Origin of the sequence: Neomelitea salexigens DSM 19753, assembly GCF_000422345.1 — a bacterium.
GTDB classification, from domain to species: Bacteria; Pseudomonadota; Gammaproteobacteria; order Pseudomonadales; family Spongiibacteraceae; genus Spongiibacter; species Spongiibacter marinus_A.
Map to the genome: position 1 here is coordinate 24,757 of NZ_AULP01000001.1, position 21,953 is coordinate 46,709.

At 54.2% G+C, this 21,953-nt stretch carries 20 protein-coding genes; 12 read left to right on the forward strand and 8 right to left on the reverse strand.

Annotation, left to right across the window (positions count from 1 at the left end):
- Positions 1 to 20 precede the first annotated feature (20 nt).
- From H573_RS0100120 to H573_RS0100130, 3 genes are read right to left on the reverse strand one after another with little or no spacing between them, the layout of a single operon-like run.
- Positions 21 to 1,313, reverse strand: coding sequence for a replication-associated recombination protein A (locus H573_RS0100120; protein WP_036255394.1), 1,293 nt, complete (start codon positions 1,311 to 1,313; stop codon positions 21 to 23).
- Positions 1,310 to 1,909 (reverse strand): outer membrane lipoprotein periplasmic chaperone LolA, encoded by a 600-nt coding sequence (lolA, locus tag H573_RS0100125; protein ID WP_027872499.1) that lies wholly within the window; start codon positions 1,907 to 1,909, stop codon positions 1,310 to 1,312. The genes H573_RS0100120 and lolA overlap by 4 nt, the downstream gene beginning before the upstream one ends.
- A 9-nt stretch (positions 1,910 to 1,918) precedes the next feature.
- Positions 1,919 to 4,252, reverse strand: coding sequence for a DNA translocase FtsK (locus H573_RS0100130; RefSeq protein ID WP_027872500.1), 2,334 nt, complete (start codon positions 4,250 to 4,252; stop codon positions 1,919 to 1,921).
- 222 nt (positions 4,253 to 4,474) lie between these two features.
- Between H573_RS0100130 and trxB the strand changes: the two genes are divergently transcribed.
- The 4 genes from trxB to infA all read left to right on the forward strand — a co-directional run bounded on the left by trxB (position 4,475) and on the right by infA (position 7,182).
- Positions 4,475 to 5,425: a thioredoxin-disulfide reductase gene (trxB, locus tag H573_RS0100135; protein WP_027872501.1), complete on the forward strand. Its 951-nt coding sequence runs from the start codon at positions 4,475 to 4,477 to the stop codon at positions 5,423 to 5,425.
- Positions 5,426 to 5,441: 16 nt separating this feature from the next.
- Positions 5,442 to 6,161 carry a leucyl/phenylalanyl-tRNA--protein transferase gene (gene aat, locus H573_RS16370; protein WP_084497785.1) on the forward strand — a complete coding sequence of 240 codons (720 nt, stop codon included), beginning with the start codon at positions 5,442 to 5,444 and terminating at the stop codon, positions 6,159 to 6,161.
- A complete protein-coding gene (locus tag H573_RS0100145) occupies positions 6,154 to 6,858 on the forward strand; it encodes an arginyltransferase (RefSeq protein WP_027872502.1) in 705 nt (234 codons plus the stop codon). The genes aat and H573_RS0100145 overlap by 8 nt, the downstream gene beginning before the upstream one ends.
- Positions 6,859 to 6,963: 105 nt before the next feature.
- Positions 6,964 to 7,182 (forward strand): translation initiation factor IF-1, encoded by a 219-nt coding sequence (infA, locus tag H573_RS0100150; protein ID WP_027872503.1) that lies wholly within the window; start codon positions 6,964 to 6,966, stop codon positions 7,180 to 7,182.
- 26 nt (positions 7,183 to 7,208) lie between these two features.
- On the opposite strand, the gene clpA is transcribed toward infA, so the two are convergent.
- Together clpA and clpS are read right to left on the reverse strand one after the other, a co-directional pair.
- Complete coding sequence (gene clpA, locus H573_RS0100155; protein ID WP_027872504.1) at positions 7,209 to 9,488, reverse strand: ATP-dependent Clp protease ATP-binding subunit ClpA; 2,280 nt, start codon at positions 9,486 to 9,488, stop codon at positions 7,209 to 7,211.
- A gap of 54 nt (positions 9,489 to 9,542) precedes the next feature.
- Positions 9,543 to 9,869 (reverse strand): ATP-dependent Clp protease adapter ClpS, encoded by a 327-nt coding sequence (clpS, locus tag H573_RS0100160; RefSeq protein WP_084497787.1) that lies wholly within the window; start codon positions 9,867 to 9,869, stop codon positions 9,543 to 9,545.
- A gap of 212 nt (positions 9,870 to 10,081) precedes the next feature.
- On the opposite strand from clpS, the gene H573_RS0100165 reads away from it, so the two are divergent.
- Entirely contained in the window at positions 10,082 to 10,312 is a 231-nt protein-coding gene (locus H573_RS0100165) for a cold-shock protein (RefSeq protein WP_027872506.1), read from the forward strand.
- 139 nt (positions 10,313 to 10,451) lie between these two features.
- On the opposite strand, the gene icd is transcribed toward H573_RS0100165, so the two are convergent.
- Complete coding sequence (gene icd / locus H573_RS0100170) at positions 10,452 to 11,705, reverse strand: NADP-dependent isocitrate dehydrogenase (RefSeq protein WP_027872507.1); 1,254 nt, start codon at positions 11,703 to 11,705, stop codon at positions 10,452 to 10,454.
- Positions 11,706 to 11,889: 184 nt separating this feature from the next.
- On the opposite strand from icd, the gene H573_RS0100175 reads away from it, so the two are divergent.
- The 7 genes from H573_RS0100175 to H573_RS16375 all read left to right on the forward strand — a co-directional run bounded on the left by H573_RS0100175 (position 11,890) and on the right by H573_RS16375 (position 18,271).
- A complete protein-coding gene (locus H573_RS0100175; RefSeq protein ID WP_027872508.1) occupies positions 11,890 to 12,552 on the forward strand; it encodes a pseudouridine synthase in 663 nt (220 codons plus the stop codon).
- Between the two features lie 63 nt (positions 12,553 to 12,615).
- A complete protein-coding gene (locus tag H573_RS0100180; protein ID WP_027872509.1) occupies positions 12,616 to 13,062 on the forward strand; it encodes an NUDIX hydrolase in 447 nt (148 codons plus the stop codon).
- Positions 13,062 to 14,189 carry a tRNA 2-thiouridine(34) synthase MnmA gene (gene mnmA, locus H573_RS0100185; protein WP_051170761.1) on the forward strand — a complete coding sequence of 376 codons (1,128 nt, stop codon included), beginning with the start codon at positions 13,062 to 13,064 and terminating at the stop codon, positions 14,187 to 14,189. Before H573_RS0100180 ends, mnmA begins: the two co-directional genes overlap by 1 nt.
- Positions 14,189 to 14,833, forward strand: coding sequence for a high frequency lysogenization protein HflD (gene hflD, locus H573_RS0100190; RefSeq protein ID WP_036255397.1), 645 nt, complete (start codon positions 14,189 to 14,191; stop codon positions 14,831 to 14,833). The genes mnmA and hflD overlap by 1 nt, the downstream gene beginning before the upstream one ends.
- Positions 14,834 to 14,891: 58 nt before the next feature.
- Positions 14,892 to 16,256 carry an adenylosuccinate lyase gene (gene purB / locus H573_RS0100195; protein ID WP_027872512.1) on the forward strand — a complete coding sequence of 455 codons (1,365 nt, stop codon included), beginning with the start codon at positions 14,892 to 14,894 and terminating at the stop codon, positions 16,254 to 16,256.
- Position 16,257: 1 nt separating this feature from the next.
- A complete protein-coding gene (locus tag H573_RS0100200) occupies positions 16,258 to 17,376 on the forward strand; it encodes a cupin domain-containing protein (protein WP_027872513.1) in 1,119 nt (372 codons plus the stop codon).
- On the forward strand, positions 17,357 to 18,271 hold the full coding sequence (locus H573_RS16375; RefSeq protein ID WP_084497791.1) for a GNAT family N-acetyltransferase: 915 nt from the start codon (positions 17,357 to 17,359) through the stop codon (positions 18,269 to 18,271). The genes H573_RS0100200 and H573_RS16375 overlap by 20 nt, the downstream gene beginning before the upstream one ends.
- Here H573_RS16375 and H573_RS0100210 read toward each other — a convergent pair.
- Together H573_RS0100210 and H573_RS0100215 are read right to left on the reverse strand one after the other, a co-directional pair.
- Positions 18,268 to 18,585, reverse strand: a complete 318-nt coding sequence (locus H573_RS0100210) for a Rieske (2Fe-2S) protein (protein ID WP_027872514.1) — start codon at positions 18,583 to 18,585, stop codon at positions 18,268 to 18,270. The two genes, H573_RS16375 and H573_RS0100210, sit on opposite strands and share 4 nt — an antisense overlap.
- A gap of 235 nt (positions 18,586 to 18,820) precedes the next feature.
- Complete coding sequence (locus H573_RS0100215; RefSeq protein ID WP_008250937.1) at positions 18,821 to 21,841, reverse strand: Tn3 family transposase; 3,021 nt, start codon at positions 21,839 to 21,841, stop codon at positions 18,821 to 18,823.
- Positions 21,842 to 21,953: the final 112 nt, after the last annotated feature.

Here is a 21,953-nt window from a genome sequence, read left to right on the forward strand (position 1 = left end):
CATTTTAGCAAGAACTGCGCTCACGGATAACGCTTATGCGGGCTTTGTGCATCCAGTTGCTGTAAATAACGCATTTTTTCAGCAATTTTTCGCTCCAAACCGCGGTCCACGGGTTGGTAGAAATGCTCACCGTGAAGGGCTTCCGGTAAATAGCTCTCTCCGGCGGCGTAGGCGTCGGGCTCATCGTGGGCATAGCGATAGCCCTCGCCAAAGCCCTGGGCCTTCATTAACTTGCTGGGCGCGTTGCGTAGGTGCATGGGCACGTCGTGACTTGGGTCGCTGGCGATGCGTTTTTTTAAGGCATTAAAGGCCGTATAGACTGCGTTACTCTTGGGCGCGGCAGCTAAATAGGCCACGGCTTGCGCCAGTGCCAACTCACCTTCCGGACTGCCGAGGCGCTCTTGTACATCCCAGGCGTCAAGGCAGATGCGCAGGGCTCTGGGGTCGGCATTACCGATATCTTCGCTGGCCATCCGTACCAAGCGCCGCGCGACGTAAATAGGATCGCAGCCGCCGTCGAGCATGCGAATAAGCCAGTACAGAGCGCCGTCGGGTGAACTGCCTCTTACCGACTTGTGCAAGGCGGAGATCTGCTCGTAAAACAGGTCGCCGCCTTTGTCGAAGCGCCGGGGTTGATGGCTCATTGCCTGCGAGACAGCGTCGGCGTCAATCGTTTGCTCGCTGCCACGGTCGCGCATGATGTCCATTGCGAGCTCTAGCAGGTTAAGTGCTCGGCGGGCATCGCCGTCTGCCTGCAGAGCGAGCTCTGACAACAGTTCATCACTACACTGCCAGCCCTCCTCTTCACAGGCGTGGCGTAAAATTGCCAGCTGACTCTCGGCGTCAAGCGCGTGAAGTGGGTAAACACGGGCGCGCGACAGCAGTGCGTTATTGATCTCGAAACTGGGGTTTTCGGTAGTGGCACCGACGAAGATTAGTGTTCCATCCTCCACATAGGGAAGAAAGGCATCTTGCTGGGCCTTGTTAAAGCGGTGTACTTCATCGATAAACAAGACCGTCCGGCGACCGTACTGGCGCTCCCGCTTGGCCTCTTCAACGGCCTGACGTATATCTTTTACGCCCGCGAGTACCGCTGAGACCGTAATAAAGTGAGCGTCGCTATGCTGGGCGATCAATCTCGCCAGGGTGGTCTTGCCAACTCCCGGCGGCCCCCAAAAAATCATCGAGTGAAGCTGGCCTGAATCAAGCGCTGTGCGCAGCGCTTGGCCCTCAGCGAGCAAATGCGCCTGTCCTCGGTATTCAGCGAGTGATTGCGGGCGCATACGCGCCGCCAGCGGCGCGGGGTTACTCATGAGGGGGCGTTGGATTCAGAAAAGATGAAGGTGTCGTCAGCCAGCGGTACGTTGTAGCGCGGCTTGATAAATTTCACCTCTGTGTACTGTTCCAGGTTGTCGCGCATACTCATGCCGATAAGTTTGCCCTGGCGAAAGCGCAGACTCATTTGGCTGAACATGCCGGGTTGTTTCGGCGTGAGAATAAACTCCCGCAGCGCACCCTGTTTGTTAAACCGCACATCAAACTGGCTTTCTAGCTGCTCAATGCTGGCGCCAATAATCATCGCCGGCGCTTCTGCCAGCTCGTCGCTAAATGGCTCGCTATTGAGCTGCTCCAAGTCGGCGTCGTAACGCCATAGCGTTACACCGTCGCTAATAAGTTGGTAGTGAAAAGGCTCACGGCTCTCCCAGCGAAGCTTGTTGGGGCGCTCTACCGCAAGTTCGCCGCGGGTGAGCTGCAAAACGTTGCCGCTTTCATCGCGAACCTCTTGCTCAAACTGGGCTTGCAGAGTTTGCAGAGAGGATAAGTGCAAATGCAGTTGCGCAACATCACTGGCGTGTGCTGGCACCGCGAATATTACGCTAATAACGAGGGCCCAAAAGGCGTTGTACATAAGAAGATCCTATTCGACCGGTGGCGGCGCCAGAACTTCTCTGCTGCCGTTGCTGGCCATCTCGGAGACCACACCTGCAGACTCCATGGTTTCTATCAATCGAGCAGCGCGATTGTAGCCAATGCGCAGTTTACGCTGCACAGAGGAGATCGACGCCCGACGGCTTTGGGTAACAAAGCGAACCGCTTCATCGTAGAGCGCATCGGCCTCACCGTCGTCATCGCCCCCTTCCGGGGCCATGCCTGGCATGGCATCGCTGCTGCTACCCTCCTCTAATAGACCATCGATATAGCGAGGTTCTCCCCGCTTTTTCCAATCGGCAACAACTCTGTGCACCTCATCATCACTGCAGAAGGCGCCGTGCACCCGCACAGGCAGGCCGGAACCAGGTGGCAAATACAACATGTCACCGTGGCCAAGCAGCTGCTCTGCACCACCTTGGTCAAGAATTGTGCGCGAATCGATTTTCGACGAAACCTGGAACGCAATCCGCGTGGGCACGTTGGCTTTGATCAAGCCGGTAATCACATCAACAGATGGGCGCTGCGTGGCAAGAATCAAATGAATACCCGCCGCACGGGCCTTTTGAGCAATTCGTGCGATAAGTTCTTCAACCTTTTTACCCACGATCATCATCATGTCAGCAAATTCGTCGATGACCACCACAATAGCGGGCAGCGGCTCAAGGTCGGGCGCTAGCGCCTCTTCAAGGCCTGGCTGGTAGTTCTCGTCTGGCACGAATAGTGGGTCTTTGATGGGTTCGCCGCTTTGGATGGCATCCTTGATCTTGCGGTTGAAGCCCGCCAGATTCCGAACGCCCATTGCTGACATTAATTTGTAGCGCCGCTCCATTTCAGCAACACACCAGCGCAACCCGTTGGCGGCATCTTTCATATCGGTAATGACTGGCGTCAGCAGATGGGGAATGCCGTCGTAGACCGATAGCTCAAGCATCTTGGGGTCTACCAACAGCAGGCGAACTTCCTCCGGCGATGACTTGTACAGCAAGCTAAGCAGCATCGCGTTAACGCCGACCGATTTACCGGAACCCGTCGTACCGGCAACTAATAAGTGCGGCATCTTAGCGAGGTCAGCGCAAACCGGCTCTCCCGAGATGTCGTGCCCCAAGGCCAGCGTGAGCGCGGACTTAGAGGCCTCAAAAGCCTGAGAGGAAAGCACCTCGCGGAAGTTCACGATCTCGCGATCTTCATTGGGAATTTCTATGCCAACGTAGGGCTTGCCTGGAATAACCTCCACGACGCGCACACTGACTACTGCAAGTGATCTGGCAAGGTCCTTAACCAAGTTGCTGATTTTACTTACTTTAACGCCTGCATCTGGCTCCAGCTCGAAGCGCGTAATTACCGGCCCCGGAAACACCGCGACAACCTTTGCTGAGACACCAAAATCCAACAGCTTAATTTCGAGCAGCCGCGACATCGCCTCCAGCGTCTCAGGAGAGAAGCCTTTGTCTGGGTGGTGTTCCGCCGGATCGAGTAGTGATAACGATGGCAAGCTGCCTGTGACGATGCCGTCAAACAGCGAGGTTTGGCGCTCTTTCTCTACACGCGCCGATGGTGCGGCAGGCTTGGGCGGCGGCGCGATAGCCGGTGCAGTTCGGGTCTTTTGTATCTCGTTTTTCTTGGCCACCGACTCCTTGCGCTGTTGCTGCGCCTCGCGAGAGGCCTTGCGCTCTGCCCGCTGCTGGAGGAATTGGTAGTAGCGATCCTGAAGGCGCGCATAAAGCGTGAGGGTAATGCCCCCTAGACGGTCTATTAATTTCAGCCAGGACAGGTCGGTGAATACCGTCATTCCGAACAAAAAGATCGCCAACAGCAGCAGATGACTGCCGAAGTAACTGAAACCGGCGACGGTAGCGCTGCCGATCGCATCGCCCAGAACGCCCCCCGCACCGAATGGCAAGCCACTGTTGCCGTGATCTTCCGTGGCGGCCAGGCCGGTGCTGGCGATCATTACCAGCACAAAACCGATGCAACGCAAGGCGAAGACAACAGAGTCGAAACCGCTGGCATGCAGGCGGTCGCGAAACAGTTGTATCGCCCGAAAGGCCAGCATGGCGGGAAAGAGATAGGCCATGTAGCCGAACAATGCATAAAACACGTCGGCGAGCCAGGCGCCCACGGGGCCACCGGCGTTAGCGATATCTTCCCCACTGCCCGTTCTCGACCAACCAGGGTCGGCGGCGCTATAGCTGATTAGCGAGACAAAAATGTACAGGCAGGCCGCGACCAGAGCGATAAGCAGCCCTTCGCGCAAACGCAAATGCAGGGTGTCGCGGCCTTTGTCGGGAGTGTTGTTCTTTGACTTCGTGGTCTTTGCCAAGGGAAATCGGCTTCCTTCTTATCTTCGTAGCGATAAAACACTGCGCGGGCGCAAGCGAAGCGGTTGAAACCGCGAAATTTGGCCCAATATTAGCACTTCGAAGTGGCGTTTGTCGCCGTGTTAGCTTTTGCTGACCCCGGCCTTTTACCCTATGATAAGCGCCTAATCTCAGTCACCCGGGATGAGTACAAGTTCAATCCCCAAACACGGAATTCTGCCTTCATGAGCGACAGCCAACACCACCGTCTGATTATTCTTGGTTCCGGCCCTGCTGGATACACCGCCGCTGTATATGCTGCCCGCGCCAACCTCGACCCAGTGGTGATTACGGGTATGCAGCAGGGTGGACAGCTTACTACCACCACGGACGTCGACAACTGGCCCGGCGATCAAAACGGCGTTCAAGGCCCTGAGCTCATGATGCGTATGCAGGAGCACGCCGAGCGCTTTGATACCAAAGTGCTGTTCGACCACATCGAAAGCGTGGACCTTAAGCAGCGCCCCTTCACGCTCACAGGCAGCAATACTTACACCTGTGATGCACTGATTATTGCAACGGGAGCCTCTGCTCAATACCTGGGGCTGCCCTCAGAAGAAGCCTTTATGGGTAAAGGCGTGTCGGCATGTGCAACATGTGATGGCTTTTTCTACCGTGGCAAGAAAGTAGCCGTTATTGGCGGTGGTAATACCGCTGTTGAAGAGGCCTTATATCTGTCAAACATTGCCTCAGAGGTGACCTTAGTGCACCGCAGAGATGCGCTGCGTTCTGAAAAAATCCTGCAGGATAAAATTCTTGAGCGCGCTGAGAATGGCAACATCAATATTTTATGGAACCATACTCTCGATGAAGTCCTGGGCGATGATTCAGGGGTAACCGGCTTGCGCCTGGCCAGCACACAAGACGACAGTACCCAGGAAATTGACGTTGCCGGTGTGTTTATTGCGATCGGTCACAAGCCCAATACCGGTATCTTCGAGGGGCAACTGGATATGCATAACGGCTACCTGAAGATTGCCAGCGGCACAGAGGGCAACGCTACCCAAACCTCAGTAGAGGGCGTGTTCGCGGCGGGCGACGTGGCCGACCATATCTACCGTCAGGCGGTGACCTCTGCAGGCTTTGGCTGTATGGCGGCACTGGACGCTGAGCGCTATTTAGACAACCTCGCCTAAATACGGGCACGTTGCTGTGCCCAGCATTCCCTGGTTAAGCGAAAATTCGCTGCAATTCCCAGAGATTGACTCCGCGCTGGATGACCCCAACGGCCTGCTCGCCGTTGGCGGTGATCTCTCCCCTGCTCGCCTTTTGGAAGCCTACCGACAGGGGATTTTCCCTTGGTATGAAGACCCACAACCCATTTTGTGGTGGTCGCCACAACCGCGAGCAGTGCTTTTCCCCGAAAAGGTCTATGTGAACAGAACGCTGCGCAAGCAGTTAAAGCGAGAGCGTTTTCGGATCACCGCCGATCAATGTTTTGGCGAAGTGCTGGATGCCTGCGCCGAACTGAGCCCAAAACGCCCAGGCACATGGATCACCGCAAAAATGCGGAAAGCCTATAAACAATTGCATGAACTCGGCTGGGCGCATTCCATCGAAGTTTGGCAGCAAGGAGAGCTGGTTGGCGGCCTGTACGGCTTAGCATTGGGGCAAATGTTCTTTGGCGAGTCGATGTTCAGCCATCGCAGCAATGGTTCAAAGCTCGCGCTGCTAGGGCTGTGCAAACAACTACAGCGATGGGGGTTTGAACTTATCGACTGCCAGGTCGGCAATGACTACCTTTACAGCATGGGTGCCGAAGACCTAGCGCGCGCAGACTTTAAATCGATGCTGGAGACCTTCGCCCAACCGACAGCCAGTGATGCGAGCCACTGGACGCTGGACGCAGACCTGCTAGATAGCTATGAATGACGACCGACAAATTAAGCTCTACGCCACTGCCCCTCACCCATGCAGTTACTTTGATGACCGCGAGGCGCAGACCCTGTTCGTAGACCCGGCCTGCGCCGTTGGCTCTCCCCTATATACTCGCCTGTCCCAGGCCGGCTTTCGGCGCAGTGGCAGCCACTATTACCGGCCAAATTGCGACGGTTGCAACGCCTGCATAGCCAGCCGGGTTCCCGTCGCCGACTTCAGCTTGAGTCGCAATCAGCGGCGGCAAATCGCCCGCAACAAAGACCTGGATTACTACTGGCGTGAATCGTTAGATGCCGAGGCCTACCCGCTGTATGAACGCTACATCAACGAGCGTCACCGCGATGGCGATATGTACCCCGCCTCGCGCGAACAGTTCGACAGCTTTATTGCCGACAGCCGTCAAGACACGACTTACCTGCATATATACCATCAGCGTCAGCTGCTAGCGGTCAGTGTATGCGACCAGATGGGGGACGGGCTGTCGGCGATATACACGTTTTATGCGCCAGAAGCGCAACGTCGCAGCCTCGGTAAGCTGGCGGTCTTGCATATGATCGAAACCTGCCGGCAGCGACAACTGCCCTATTTATATCTCGGTTATTGGATACGAGACTGCCAAAAAATGCGCTACAAAATTGATTATCGCCCCTTGGAGCTGCTTATGAGTCAGCGCTGGGTGCGATTGAATTGATCACAAATTGCCTAATCCCGCTATTTAGGGCAAAATGCGCGCAGTTTTTTCCGGGTCACTAGGCCCCACTCTCTACTTTCAACCACATCTGAGGATTGCTGCCGAATGGCGAAAGAAGACCAGATTGAAATGGAAGGCGAGGTTATTGATACCCTGCCCAACACCACGTTTCGCGTAAAGCTGGAAAACGGCCACGTTGTTACTGCTCACATCTCAGGGAAGATGCGCAAGCACTACATCCGTATTTTGACCGGCGATAAAGTTAAGGTTGAGCTCACGCCTTACGACCTGACCAAAGGCCGCATCACTTTCCGCGGCCGTTAAGCCCAGCAATGAAACAGAGACCTGTGTCAGGCCTCTGTTTCTGTTTCCCGCTGAGTTTCCGCTTCCAGTGTTAGTGTATCTGCCTCGCTATTCACGCTGATGTGCACAACACCTCCCTGCTCTTCCAGGCTACCGAACAACACCATTTCCGCCAGCGGCTTTTTGATGTGTTCTTGAATGACTCTCGCCATCGGGCGGGCACCCATTGTGCGGTCGTAACCTTTTTTCACCAGCCAACGGCGCGCGTCGTCATCAACGTGAAGAGCGACTTTTTTGTCGTCCAGCTGAGCTTGTAGTTCAACCAAGAACTTATCCACGACAGTAAGCACGACCTCTTCAGGCAGGGGCGCAAAGTTAATCACGCTGTCCAGGCGGTTGCGGAACTCCGGCGTAAACAGCCGGTTGATCGCTTCGCTGGCATCAGTGTGGTGATCCTGCTCGGTGAAACCAATAGAGCGGCGGCTAATACTCTCGGCCCCGGCATTGGTTGTCATGATAAAGATAACATTGCGGAAATCCGCTTTGCGGCCGTTGTTGTCGGTCAGTGAACCGTGGTCCATCACCTGCAGCAACAGATTGAAAAGCTCTGGGTGTGCTTTTTCGATCTCATCGAGCAACACAACAGAGTGTGGGTGCTTGGTCACCGCATCGGTTAATAACCCGCCCTGGTCAAAGCCGACATAGCCTGGAGGCGCACCGATCAGGCGCGATACTGTATGGCGTTCCATGTACTCCGACATATCGAAGCGGATCAATTCCAAGCCCAGTATTTTTGCCAATTGGCGACAAACTTCTGTCTTACCCACGCCGGTGGGGCCGGCCAGCAGGAACGAGCCAATGGGCTTGTCCCCGGCTTTCAGGCCAGCTCGCGCCAGCTTGATGGATGCACTCAGCTCGGTGATTGCCTGATCCTGACCGAAGACCACCATTTTGAGATTATCTTCGAGCTTGGCCAGTGACGCTTTGTCATCCGACGATACGCTCTTGGGCGGTATGCGAGCAATTTTGGCGACAATGGCCTCAATATCTGCCACATCGATAACATCGACACGCTGATCCTCGGGCTGCAGGCGCTGATACGCTCCGGCTTCGTCTATTACATCGATGGCTTTATCGGGTAAAAAGCGATCATTGATATAACGCGCCGACAATTCTGCGGCGGTTCGCAGCGCTGCGTCACTGTATTTGAGCTCGTGGTGCCCTTCAAAACGTGACTTCAGGCCTTTCAATATATGGAAGGTATCTTCCACACTGGGCTCGCCGATATCCACTTTTTGGAAGCGGCGGCTCAGGGCGCGGTCCTTCTCAAAGATCCCGCGATACTCCTGGAAAGTGGTAGAGCCTATGCAGCGAATTTGTCCGCTACTGAGCAGCGGCTTTAATAGATTCGAGGCATCCATAACACCGCCCGACGCGGCCCCTGCGCCGATAATCGTGTGGATCTCGTCAATAAACAGGATCGCACCTTCACGTTTTTTCAGGTCTGCAAGCAGGCCCTTCAGGCGTTTTTCGAAGTCGCCGCGGTATTTAGTCCCGGCTAATAGCGCCCCCATATCCAGAGAGTAAACGACACTGTCGGCCAGCACGCTGGGGACATCGCCATCGACAATCCGCTTTGCCAAGCCTTCTGCAATAGCAGTTTTACCGACACCAGACTCGCCGACGAGTAAAGGGTTGTTCTTGCGACGGCGGCTGAGTATCTGGGCTACGCGCTCCACTTCCTCTGTGCGGCCAATTAAGGGGTCAATGCGACCGGACTGCGCCTCTTCGTTGAGGTTGGTGGAGAAGCTTTCCAGTGGACGTTGCTCGGGATCACTGCCCTCACCCTCGTGCTCGCCGTGTTGCTCGTGCTCGCCGGACTCTCCCCCGGACACCTTGGAAATGCCGTGGGTGATGTAATTGACGATATCCAGGCGATTAACACTCTGCGACTTCAGGAAGTAGACCGCTTGGCTTTCCTGTTCGCTGAAAATAGCAACCAGAACGTTAGCGCCGGTCACTTCCTGTTTGCCGGAGGATTGCACGTGAAACACGGCTCTCTGCAAAACGCGCTGGAAGCCCAAAGTGGGCTGGGTATCTCGCTCGACGTCGTCGTCGGGAATACGCGGTGTGGTCGCGTCAACAAACTCGCTTAGTTCACCCTTTAACTGGGGTAAATCTGCTCCACAGGCCAGTAGCACCTTCACGGCGGCTTCGTTGTCTGCAAGGGCAAGCAATAAGTGCTCTACCGTCATAAATTCATGCCGACGGCTGCGGGCAGACTTGAATGCCTGGCTGAGTGTCGTTTCTAAATCTTTACTCAACATAGCCTGTTACGCCTTCTGTTGTTGCACATGGGTACTGCTTTGTACGTGACATGATCAGCCTTCGTTCTCTTCGATTTCGGCGAGTAGAGGGTGACCGCTTTCACGTGAATACTGATTAACCTGCTCCGCTTTTGTTTCAGCGATATCGCGGGTGAACACGCCGCAAACCCCTTTCCCCTGGGTGTGAACGGTTAGCATCACTTGCGTTGCTTTTTGTCTATCCATATAAAAAAAGTCTTCGAGTACCTCGATGACAAACTCCATTGGGGTGTAGTCATCGTTTAGCAGCACCACTTTATAGAGCGGTGGCTTTTTCAGCTGTGGTTTCGACTCCTGTAGAGCGGTGCCTCCTTCATAATCGGAGTGATCTTCCTGGCTCATAACTGTGTTCGGGTACGGCATAATTCTGTTTACCTGAGCTTAGCATCGCGGTATTCCCCCACAATAGGGGTATTCACGAAGCGCGGCTAGCGAGAAGTCGCGGCTTGACGCCAAGCACTCCGTGTTTTAAAAATGGGTATTAGCGCGATAAAAACAAGGTCTATCGCGTTAAATGTGACAATAACTATAACGAGAAATCAGGGTGTAAGGCTATGCAAAATGGTGTTGTAAAGTGGTTCAATAACGCCAAAGGTTACGGATTTATTCTCTCCGAAGATGGCAATCAAGAAGTGTTTGCCCACTACTCGGCGATCTCGATGGAAGGCTACAAAACACTTAAGGCAGGTCAGAGTGTCTGCTTTGATGCCCAGCAGGGCCCGAAAGGCCTACATGCAACAAATATTCAGGCAGATTCTGAATTAGAACAAGAAGTTGAGCAGTGAACCAAGAAAAAGGCTAAGGTTTGCAAAGTGCCTTGGTCGCCACGAATACGTGGGCAATTACTCCGCGCTGTGATCTAAGCCCTCAATAAACGCGCCCACATCGACAGCAAGGCCACCCCGCTAGGGGTGGCCGACACACTTACATGTGCTTGACGATCGCATCACCGAACTCAGAACATTTCAGCAAGGTTGCCCCTTCCATCAAACGCTCAAAGTCATAGGTGACTGTTTTGGCCTGAATCGCGCCGTTCATGCCGTCGATAATCAGGTCCGCTGCTTCATTCCAGCCGAGGTGGCGCAGCATCATTTCAGCCGACAGGATCAGCGAACCGGGGTTAACCTTATCCTGGCCGGTGTATTTTGGTGCTGTACCGTGAGTGGCTTCAAACAGTGCAACGTTGTCGCTGAGGTTTGCACCAGGTGCGATACCGATACCGCCAACCTGCGCGGCAAGTGCATCAGAGAGGTAGTCGCCGTTCAGGTTCAGCGTCGCGATAACGCTGTACTCATCCGGACGCAGCAATACCTGCTGGAGCATCGCGTCGGCAATTACGTCTTTAATGATGATTTCTTTGCCAGTGTTTGGATTTTTCAGCTTGACCCATGGACCGCCGTCTAGCAGCTCACCACCGAACTCTTCCATGGCCAACTCGTAGCCCCAGTTCTTGAAGGCACCTTCGGTGAACTTCATGATGTTGCCTTTGTGAACCAGTGTCAGCGAAGGCAGGTCTTGATCGATAGTGTACTGAATCGCTTTGCGCACCAGGCGCTTAGTACCCTCTTCCGATACCGGCTTAACACCGATACCACACTCCTGCGGGAAGCGGATTTTGGTGACACCCATTTCTTCCTGCATAAAGTTGATCACTTTATCAGCTTCAGGAGTGCCCGCTTTCCATTCAATACCCGCATAAATGTCTTCCGAGTTTTCACGGAAGATCACCATATTGGTTTTGCCTGGCTCTTTAACGGGAGAAGGAACGCCTTCAAACCAGCGAACGGGGCGCTGACAAACGTAGAGGTCCAGTTCCTGGCGCAGTGCAACGTTCAAAGAGCGGAAACCACCACCAACGGGGGTAGTTAGTGGACCTTTGATCGCCACGACGTATTCTTTGATGGCGTCCAGTGTTTCTGCGGGGAACCAGTCGCCGTCGTAGAGCTCGGCGGCTTTTTCGCCAGTGAAGATTTCCATCCAGCTGATTTTTTTATTGCCGGCGTAAGCTTTCTCAACCGCTGCATCCACAACGTTGATCATTACCGGAGTGATGTCGATCCCGATGCCATCGCCTTCGATAAAAGGAATAATTGGCCGATCGGGTACGTTCAGGGAAAGATCCGCATTAACGGAGATTTTCTCACCCTCTGTAGGTACCTTGATATGTTGGTATCCCATTTTTGACTCCATGGTTTATAGGTTAGTATCTGAGCTCGTTCGGTGGCGGCAACAGCGCAGTGTCGCTGCTACAATGCCGCCCCTCCAAGTCTGGTCAGCGAGCGCTTTAAAGCCTAGCTTTCTTTAAAAAGCGCCGCATTATAACACTTTATAGTCGAATTTCTTCCATGAATATTAGATTCCCGTGACAGTTCTCTATCTTTTTAATAAGCCCTTTCGGGTTATGAGCCAATTTACCCCCTGCGACGACCGCGAAACGCTGGCGAATTACATTGATATTCCCGCCATCTATCCCGCTGGCCGACTGGATTTTGACTCAGAGGGATTAATGGTGCTCACCGGAGACGGTTCACTCCAGCACCGTATTAGCCATCCCGACCACAAGCTTAGCAAATGTTATTGGGTACAAGTGGAGGGTGAGATCAATGAATCGGCAATTAACGCCCTGCAAAATGGTGTGGAGCTAAAAGACGGCCTGACCCAGCCCGCGCTAGCGCACGCGATGGACGAGCCTGCCGGACTGTGGCCCCGGCAACCGCCGGTGCGCTATCGCGCTGCGATTCCCACCAGCTGGCTGTCACTGGAAATCACCGAAGGTAGAAACCGGCAGGTTCGCCGTATGACGGCAGCGGTAGGCTTTCCAACACTTCGGTTGATTCGGGCGAGCATTGGCCCTTGGTCACTCGACGATTTGGCCCCCGGACAATCGCGAATAGTAGAACTGAGTACTTCAGAGCAACGTAAATTATTTCCGAAGGCCGGGCGCTGTAGTACACGCAATGCTAAAACGCGCAAACCCAGGCCGCGAACTTCGCCAGCCCGGCGTGGCAAACGTAGCCCACGCTGAGCGGTGGCGGTACAATGCCCGGCTTTCGGTGCTGCGACAATTCACAACAGACTAGGAACCACTATGGACTGGCAGGCAAGAGTCACGGTCGCGTGTGTAATAGAAAATGACGGTAAATTTTTGATCGTTGAAGAGATCCGTGACGGCAAGCGTGTGCTCAACCAGCCCGCCGGCCACCTGGAGGCCGACGAAGGGCTTTGTGAAGCGGCGCTGCGAGAAACGCTGGAAGAAACTCAGTGGAAGGTTGAGCTACAGGGCGTCGTCGGTATTGGCCTGTATAGCCCGCCAGCCAAAAACGCAACGTATCATCGCACCACGTTTTTTGGCCGCCCCATGGCGTTTTGCCCTGAGAGCCCGCTGGACAGCGATATCGATAGCGTTCACTGGCTGACTATTGAACAACTTCGCGAGCGCCGCCATCAGCTGCGCAGCCCCATGGTGCTCGACTGCGTTGAACGCTATCTAGAAGGCCAACGCTTTCCACTGGCGATGATCTACGGAGAACCTTAATGAGCGCCACCGACTACAACCCGCTGGCAGACAAGGCGATTGCCGATACCAAAGTGATCGTCGGCATGTCCGGTGGCGTCGACTCATCGGTAACGGCACTGCTGTTAAAGCAGCAGGGTTATCAGGTCGAAGGCCTGTTCATGAAGAACTGGAATGAGGACGATGGCACAGAATACTGCACCGCCATGGACGACCTCGCCGACGCTGCTGCCGTGTGCCAAAAACTGGATATTTACCTGCACACCGCCAATTTCGCTCAGGAATACTGGGACAATGTCTTTGAGCACTTCCTCGAAGAGTACCGCGCGGGCCGCACCCCTAACCCCGATATTCTTTGCAATCGGGAGATTAAATTTAAGGCCTTTTTGGACTACGCATTGCAGCTGGGCGCCGATGGCATTGCCACCGGTCACTACACCCGGCGCAGCCCGGGCAGAGAGCATACCCAACTCCTAAAAGGCATAGACAACAACAAAGACCAAAGTTACTTCCTGCATGCAGTCAGCGCCGATCAACTGGCCAAGACCTTGTTCCCAGTTGGGGAATTAGAGAAACCTGCCGTCCGCGCCCTCGCCGAGGAGCACGGGCTCGTCACCCACAACAAAAAAGACAGCACCGGGATTTGCTTCATCGGCGAGCGTCGCTTCAAGGATTTTTTGCAGCAATACCTGCCTGCTCAACCGGGCCGTATCGAAAGTCTCGATGGCCAGGATATGGGGCAGCACAGCGGCTTGATGTATCACACAATTGGCCAGCGTCAGGGCCTCGGTATCGGCGGTGTGCGCGGTGCCGGTGAACAGCCCTGGTACGTTGTTGATAAGGACTTGTCACGCAATGTTCTGCGGGTTGCCCAGGGCAGCCAGCACCCTGCGCTGTTTAAAAATTGCCTGCGGCTGTCGAGTATTCACTGGATCACTCCCCCGCCACCCCAGCTGCCCCTGCGTTGCAGTGCAAAAACGCGCTACCGCCAGGCCGACCAACCCTGCGAGCTGCTGGCGACCGAAACCGGCTACGAGGTAATTTTCGATACTCCCCAGCGCGCAATCACCCCTGGGCAGTCAGCGGTTTTCTACCTGGGCGAGCAATGCCTGGGCGGCGGCATTATCGAATCGGGATACAATCGCTAATGGCCTTCTTTCCCAATGCAGAGCAACTCACAGAACAAACCCTGGCGTTGGCTGGCGTTCTGCAGGCCGTGACGCTGGTCGATCAAATTGCCCGAACCGGGCAAGCTGAACCCGCAGCGCTCGACGCTTCCCTGGCCAGCCTTTTTGCCTTCTCAGGGAATGACACCCGCAGTGTGTTCGGCAATATCAATGCACTTGAGCTGGGTATCCGCGCCCTGCGTGATTTGCTCAGTGGCAATGATTACGGCGAGCGCCAGGCCGTTACGCGCTACTGTATGGGCGTATTGTTCTTACAAAACAAACTGCGCCGGGACCATGCAGCCGCAAGCATCATGCGTAATCGACTAGAGCACTGCGCCAAACAGCGCGAGTTTGGCGGTGAATTAACGAGCTTGGCGCCGGCTTTGGCGGATATCTATCAAGATACCCTATCCAAGTATCGCTTTCGCATTCAGGTAAGCGGTAGCGCTCAACAACTGCAAAACAATGACAATGCCGCCAAAATTCGTGCACTGCTGTTAGCGGCCATTCGCGGTGCCTATCTCTGGCGAGCGGCGGGCGGCAATCGCTTTAGCCTAATGTTCCTCAGAAATCGCCTTTTTACCGAAGCGCAGCGGCTACTGGGCACTGAAATTCAGCACTGAGCAGTGTATGATTGCGCCCCATTAATTTGCCCTCCGCGTATAGAAAGGTAACCCCATGATGGAATTGTCCGCGCTCTCTGCTATTTCCCCTGTCGACGGCCGCTATGGCAGTAAGACAGCGTCGCTGCGCCCGGTGTTCAGCGAATTCGGTTTGATCAAAAGCCGTTTAATCGTCGAGCTGCGCTGGTTGGCCCAATTGGCGGCAAATCCTGGCATTGAAGAAGTACCAGCTCTCTCAGAAGACGCAGCCGCTAGATTAGAGGCCATGATCGCTGAATTCGGTGAAACACAAGCGGCGCGAGTCAAAGAGATTGAGTCCACCACTAATCACGACGTTAAAGCGATTGAATACTTCATTAAGGAAAGCATCGCAGACAATGCTGAATTAGCGGCGATTTCAGAATTCGTTCACTTTGCCTGCACCTCAGAAGACATCAACAACCTTTCCCACGCCCTGATGCTTCGTGAAGGCCGCGAGGTATTGCTGCAGGACATCGACGCTATCGTTGACAAGCTGGCCGAGCAAGCCCGCGAGTTTGCGGACATTCCGATGCTGTCTCGTACCCACGGCCAAACGGCGAGCCCCACCACAATGGGTAAAGAGCTGGCCAATGTGGTTGCGCGCCTGCGCCGCCAACGCGCCTGCATTGCCGACGTTGCCCTGCTGGGTAAAATCAACGGCGCGGTGGGCAACTATAACGCCCACATCAGTGCCTATGCCGACGTAGACTGGGAAGCCAACGCGCAGAGCTTTGTTGAAGGCCTGGGGCTTAGCTGGAACCCTTACACCACACAGATCGAACCTCACGACTATATCGCTGAGCTGTTTGATGCCATTGCACGCTTCAACACCATCTTGATCGACTTAGATCGCGACATCTGGGGCTATATTTCACTGGGCTACTTCAAACAGCGCACCATCGCCGGTGAAGTTGGCTCGTCCACCATGCCTCACAAGGTCAACCCCATCGACTTCGAAAACTCTGAGGGCAACCTCGGCATTGCCAACGCGGTGCTGCAACACCTGGCGGCGAAGCTGCCGATCTCTCGCTGGCAGCGCGACCTGACTGACTCGACGGTTTTGCGCAATATGGGCGTTGGCATGGCGTACAGCATGATCGCCTATCAAGCCACGCTGAAAGGCTTGGGCAAGCTGCAAATCAACCCAGAGCGACTGGCCGCTGACTTGGACGATGCCTGGGAAGTACTGGCTGAGCCCATTCAAACCGTCATGCGTCGCTACGGCGTAGAAGAGCCCTACGAAAAACTGAAGGCCCTAACCCGCGGCCAGCGCATCACACGGGAGACTTTGGCCAGCTTTATTGACACGCTGGAGATCCCCGAGGCAGCAAAAGCGGAGCTTCGTCAGCTAAGCCCCGCGAGCTATATCGGCAACGCCGTCGCGCAAGCCAAGCGGATATAAAATGGCGCTGCAGGGCTTCGATGCGCAGCAATTCCTCGACGAGGATTGGCAGCGCCGTCCACGGGTGTTGCGTGGCGCCCTGCAGGGTTTTGAATGCCCCGTGGACGGTGATGACCTCGCTGGTCTGGCCTGTGAAGACGAGGTTGATTCACGGCTAATCTCACAACACGGCAGCGACTGGCAGCTACAACACGGGCCGCTGAAGGAGAGCTACTTCGCCGAGCTGCCCGCCAGCCATTGGACTCTCTTGGTTCAATCGGTCGACCAATGGATACCCGGTGTTGCAGAATTACTAAACGATTTCCGTTTTTTACCGCGCTGGCGTATCGATGACATTATGGTCAGCTACGCGGCCGATGGCGGCAGCGTGGGCCCCCACTACGATCAATACGATGTATTTCTCATTCAGGGCAGCGGCCGCCGTCGCTGGCAGCTGGGCCAGCACTGCGACGATAGCAGCGAACTGCTCGGCCACCCTGAATTACGCTTGCTTAAACACTTCGACTGTCAACAGGAAGTGATTCTTGAAGCCGGCGACATACTCTACATTCCCCCGGGTGTCGCACATTGGGGAACCGCTGTCGGCGATGACTGCATCACCCTGTCGGTGGGCTTTAGAGCCCCCTCCAACGCCGAATTACTGAATAGCTGGTCAATCGAGCGAGAAACCGTGTTGAGCGACGGGCAGCGGTTTAGCGATCAGGCCCTAAATGCCAGCGCGCCCAGTGGCTGGATCCCTGAAGATGTTCTCCCGCAACTGCGCGAGCGCCTGAGCGCAGGGCTAGACGATGATCGAGCCCTTTCACGCTGGTTTGGACAGATGATGACCCACGTCGACCAGCAGCAGCGCTTCGATAACCCTGCGCTGTCATTTGAGGAATATGCTCACCGCGAACAACAGGTGCCAGCCTGCCTGCGCCTGGGTGCGCGCTTGGCCTTCGACGCCCACTATCTGTTTGCCGACGGTATTGCCTACCCCTACCCCAGTGACTTGCGCCCCGCCGTGGCTGAGTTCTGTGAACAAGAAGGCGGTGATGATGTGATGGGGCTGGTGGTTGAGCTACGCTATCAGCTCTACCAAACAGGCACGGTGTATTTCGATGACGATGTTGAAGATTGAGCGCGTACGCTGGTCAGAACATTGGCGGGAATTAACGGAAATTCGGCGTCGGGTTTTTGTTGAAGAGCAACGCGTTCCCATTGAACTGGAACTAGATGAAGATGACTTCACCGCGCGTCACTGGCTGGCGCGATATGGCAGCGAAGTCGTCGGAACCGTTCGTCTTTTGGCTGACGGCCACGTCGGGCGTATGGCTGTCGCCGCTGACTATCGCGGCAGAGGTATCGGTCGCGCACTGCTACATGCCGTAATTGATGACGCGATCCAACAGCAACTGCCCAAATTGGAGCTCGCGGCCCAAACACACGCCATCGACTTCTACCGGAAAGAAGGTTTTCAGCCCATCGGTGACAGTTTTATGGACGCCGGTATCGCTCACCAGTCAATGACGCGAACGCTGCGGGGTACGCAACGCCTGGGAGAAGATGGCCGCAAATTTGCTGTTGAGTCACTGCCCGACAGCGCCCTGGCCTTAGCCAGTTTGAGTCGCCGACAGTTGTGGGTGTTTTGCCACAGTCTGGAGCCAGAGGTTTATGCCCAGCCGCGCCTGATTGATATTGTCTCTACCCTCGCTCGAAGGCATCGCGACAGTGAAATACGACTGCTGATCTGCGACGACCGGCCGCTGCGAGAGAGTCGCCATCCCTTGGTAGAACTCAGTCAGCGGCTGAGCAGCAGTATTCATATTCGGGTTTCTAATCCAAAGCAACACGGCGAACTTAGTGAATACTTCTTGCTCGCCGACAACGAGGCAACCCTCGTTCACAGTATGCGGCGCGGCGGCCGGGCCTGGGGCTGTTTTCATTCGCGGCCGACCGCAAGTGCCTACCGAGAACAGTTTGACCGCCTGTGGCAGCACGCAAAACCCTCTCCCTGGCTGCGCCCGCTGGTCTAATCGCCCAGCATTACACCGAGCTCGTTGTCTCGGTAGACCACCTCATAACACCTCAAGCCCCGACAGGGTTCTTCTGTCGCGTGAAGTAACTCACCACTGCGTAGGTCAAAGCGGTAGTGGTGCTTGGGGCAAACCAAATTCTCACCTCGGATATCCGACGTATCGAGAGGCCAGGCGCGGTGGGGGCAGTTACTTTCGATCAAATAGTGCTGGCCGTCGAGCTGTAGCAGCATCAATTGTGCATCATCAATCTTGAAGACTTTTCGGTATCCATCGTAAAGATTGATCAGCTTTTCAAGGCTGTAATAACGCACTGCTATCTTCCTCTTACACCACTGCTATATATCATTTTGCTACGCTAGGAACTTGCTCCCCCTTCCATAAAGAAACCTTTGGGCCCCGCAAAGACGGAGTCAAGTATGGCTATAAAGCCCTCCAAAAGACAACTCGGTTTGCGCTAATTTCCCCTAGTAGGGGTACTAGGGATTTTCCGTCCAAAAACGACAAGAATCGCTGAAAGCCCCGCCATCCGAGGCCTCCCAGGGGGTATTACTTTTCCCGAACCGGTAAATATCCCTCGATTGTGCGCATCAGTTCCTCCAGATCCGGTAGTTTTTCACTCATTTCGAAGGTATAGATACCCTTCAAGTTGATGTTATACCAAGCCACTGGAGAAGCCTGTTTGACAATCTGTATTCGCTTATCGTCATTCTGATATTCGAAGCTCGTCAGCAGCTGGCTGAGTATGCTGGAATTGAAGTAAATAATGGCGTTGGTGACCAAGCGCGCGCATTCGTTCCATAGTTGGATTTCTTCATCAGAGCTGCCCCGGAACTGATCCCCATTGACGTTGCTGATTGCTCGACGCAGCTGGTGGTAAGCTTCCCCCCGATTAAGGGCTCGCTGAACGTAGTTACGCAGGCTGGCATCATCGATGTAGTTCAACAAGTAATTCGCTTTTACCAAGCGGTTGTACTCCGTTAGGGCCTCCAGCAAGGGATGGTTTTTCTTGTACCCGGAGAGTTTACGAACCAGCGTGGCCTGTGTCGTTTTTCGCTCCTTGAGTGACACTGCGATCCGTTGGATGGTGTCCCAGTGCTGCATGATACGTTTGGTATTGATGGCTTTTTTCAGGCGTAGCTGAATTCTCTGATCTTTGTCTTCTTTTACATCAAACATCTCGTTGATGACGCGACTAACCTGCGCGTAACGCGGTGCAAAGCTGTATCCAAACAAGTCTAGCAGAGCGAAGTTGACGTGATTAACTCCGTGGGTATCCGTAGAGAGCACGTCCGGAATGATTTCCGAGCTGTTATTCATCAGCAAGTCAAAGATGTAATGGGATTCGTGTTCATTCGCTCCGATCACCCTGGCGTTAATAGCGGCATGGTTAGCGATTAAGCTCATGGCCGAGACGCCTTTCTGAGTTCCAAAGTACTTCGATGAATAGCGGGTTTTGAAGGTCTCTCGCCGGGCCTCAAACTTTTGACCATCGGCACTGGCGTGGATAATATCCTCTTGGATATTGTAATGCTTGAAGATTGGAAGCATGGCCGTCGCATTGTTGATGTTGTCGTTGGCAGCATTCAGGGTTTCCAGTCGCAGGTAATTCGCTTGGATGGTACTGAGCTGATCATAAGTGCGATCGGAGATTTGAGCCATGCCGTAGATGCCTTGGTTCGTTGCATTCCCCACCAGAATCGCCAGAAGGTCATATTCGTGGGCTCGGTTCTTGGACTGAGCGCCCAGCACATGTTCAAAGCACTCAATGAAGCCGGTATCACGGTCCACCATGCGCAGCACATCGGCAACGCCCGTCGTCGGTATCTGCTGGAAGAAGGGGTTGTTGACCAAGTACTTTTTACTCCCCGTCGGCAACCGCCATAGGCGCTTACCCTTCGGATTACGTAGGATAATGTTCCGGTTGTCATCCTGTTCCAGGTAGTCACTGACCTCATACAAACGGATCTCCAGATCATTGGCTGTTCGCTCGATCAGCTTACTCGGTTCAGCGGTCAACTTTGGTAGCTGAGTTTGCTCCAGCAAATTGTGCTTTTCTCTTCGCCAGCGTTCTCGACTCACCAGATCTGCATCCAAGGCCCGGTATTTAATGACATCAGGCAAGGTCAGCTGGCCATTCAACCGATCGGGGATCTGTAGATACAGGTACCATTCGTAGCGATCTGGGTTAAACGTCCCACCCTCGTCCTGCAAGAACGGTAATTGTTTCTTGGAGGGCAACCGGGCGTCTATCGTTGCATTTGAGATGACCCCTTGTGCTGCAAGATCAAGCCGAGCGTGATTCAGTGCTGCTGCCAGGCGTTGGGCGCCTGCGCTGGCTTCATAGCGTAGGCAAAGAAACAGCTGCCGAAGCAACCCTTCCCTTAAGCTATCTCTCTGGTCATAGTATTGCCACATAGCTTCCTCAACGGAACGCTTTTGTTCATTCAGGAACAGGTAGACAGACTTCAGATCTTTCTCCGCAAGCAGCTTCAGCGCTTTCTGTCTTACCGCCCCAAACGGTTGCTGTTGATCGATGCTATCATCAATGAACAGATGTAGAACTTCCGCAGCCTTGCTGACATTTTTAGCGGCTTTTTGCCAATCTTGATAAACTACTTCCTGCGCATAAGCCTTCGATTTATTCTTGGCCTGTCGGACATGATGAACAAAACCATCGGCTATGCGTTCCAACGCCTGCTGCCAGCGGAACTGCAAATAGCACAGGAGATAAAGCCTCTGATTTCCCACAGACTGCCGCTTCAGTTTAGCCCCATAGTAATCGACCCGTTCTGCAAAGTGCTGCTGATTTTTCTGGGACAACGATAGCGTACTCAATATGGCATTCACTTGCGACATCCAGTGCTGGATGTGGCGATGTACGGTCAGCTCCTTCTCCAGCTCAGTTCCTGTGAAGTTACGGGCAGATTGACGTAACTGTCGCAACGTTAGCGATCCGTCTACGTTTACGAGGGCAGCCAATGCGTCTTTTAGCTCCTGAGGCAGTTCGAGATCTACGTGGGTAATCAGCCGATCTTGCTCCTGACCAACAACCTGGCTGATGATCTTTTGCAGGGTGCTGTAGGCAGGGATCGCAATTTTCTGCCCTGATAAATACTCAATCGCTGCGTCGAAGAGGTGCCTCGGAGCAGACCAGGCTTTGGCCTGCTGCGTTAGGTGGGCTACCAAAGCAGATCCATGGGCTTTAAAACTCCAGCGCTGGTATTCGCAGAGTTCGAATATCCGCTTGTAAATCCTCTCGTTTTCTTTCTGCGAGAGATTGAACGGTCTGAAGCCGGGTCCTGGCAGTACCGTTTCGTGGACGTGCTTTAGATCATGTTTTATCTGATGAAATCCAGGATTCAGCACTACAGGTTTAGCCTTAAAATAACCCAGCAGCACAATAAACATGTAGCGCTGCCCACGATTTCGGAATTTATTAGCGACAGCCAGTTCCTTGTCGTTCAGAGCGAAAATGAAGCGTTGATCGTTGGACGTGAAAATTGGGGGCCCATAAAAATCGTCTTGTTCTGCATCGGACAAGATTTGAACACGTTCTTCATATGCCATACGTTTAGCCTAAAAAGGCCAAATCTTAACCAAAATTGGTGTAAATATGGACTTCAGAAAAAGCAATCCCCTCTTGGAGGCCCCGGATGGCGGGGCTTTCGGCGATTATTGT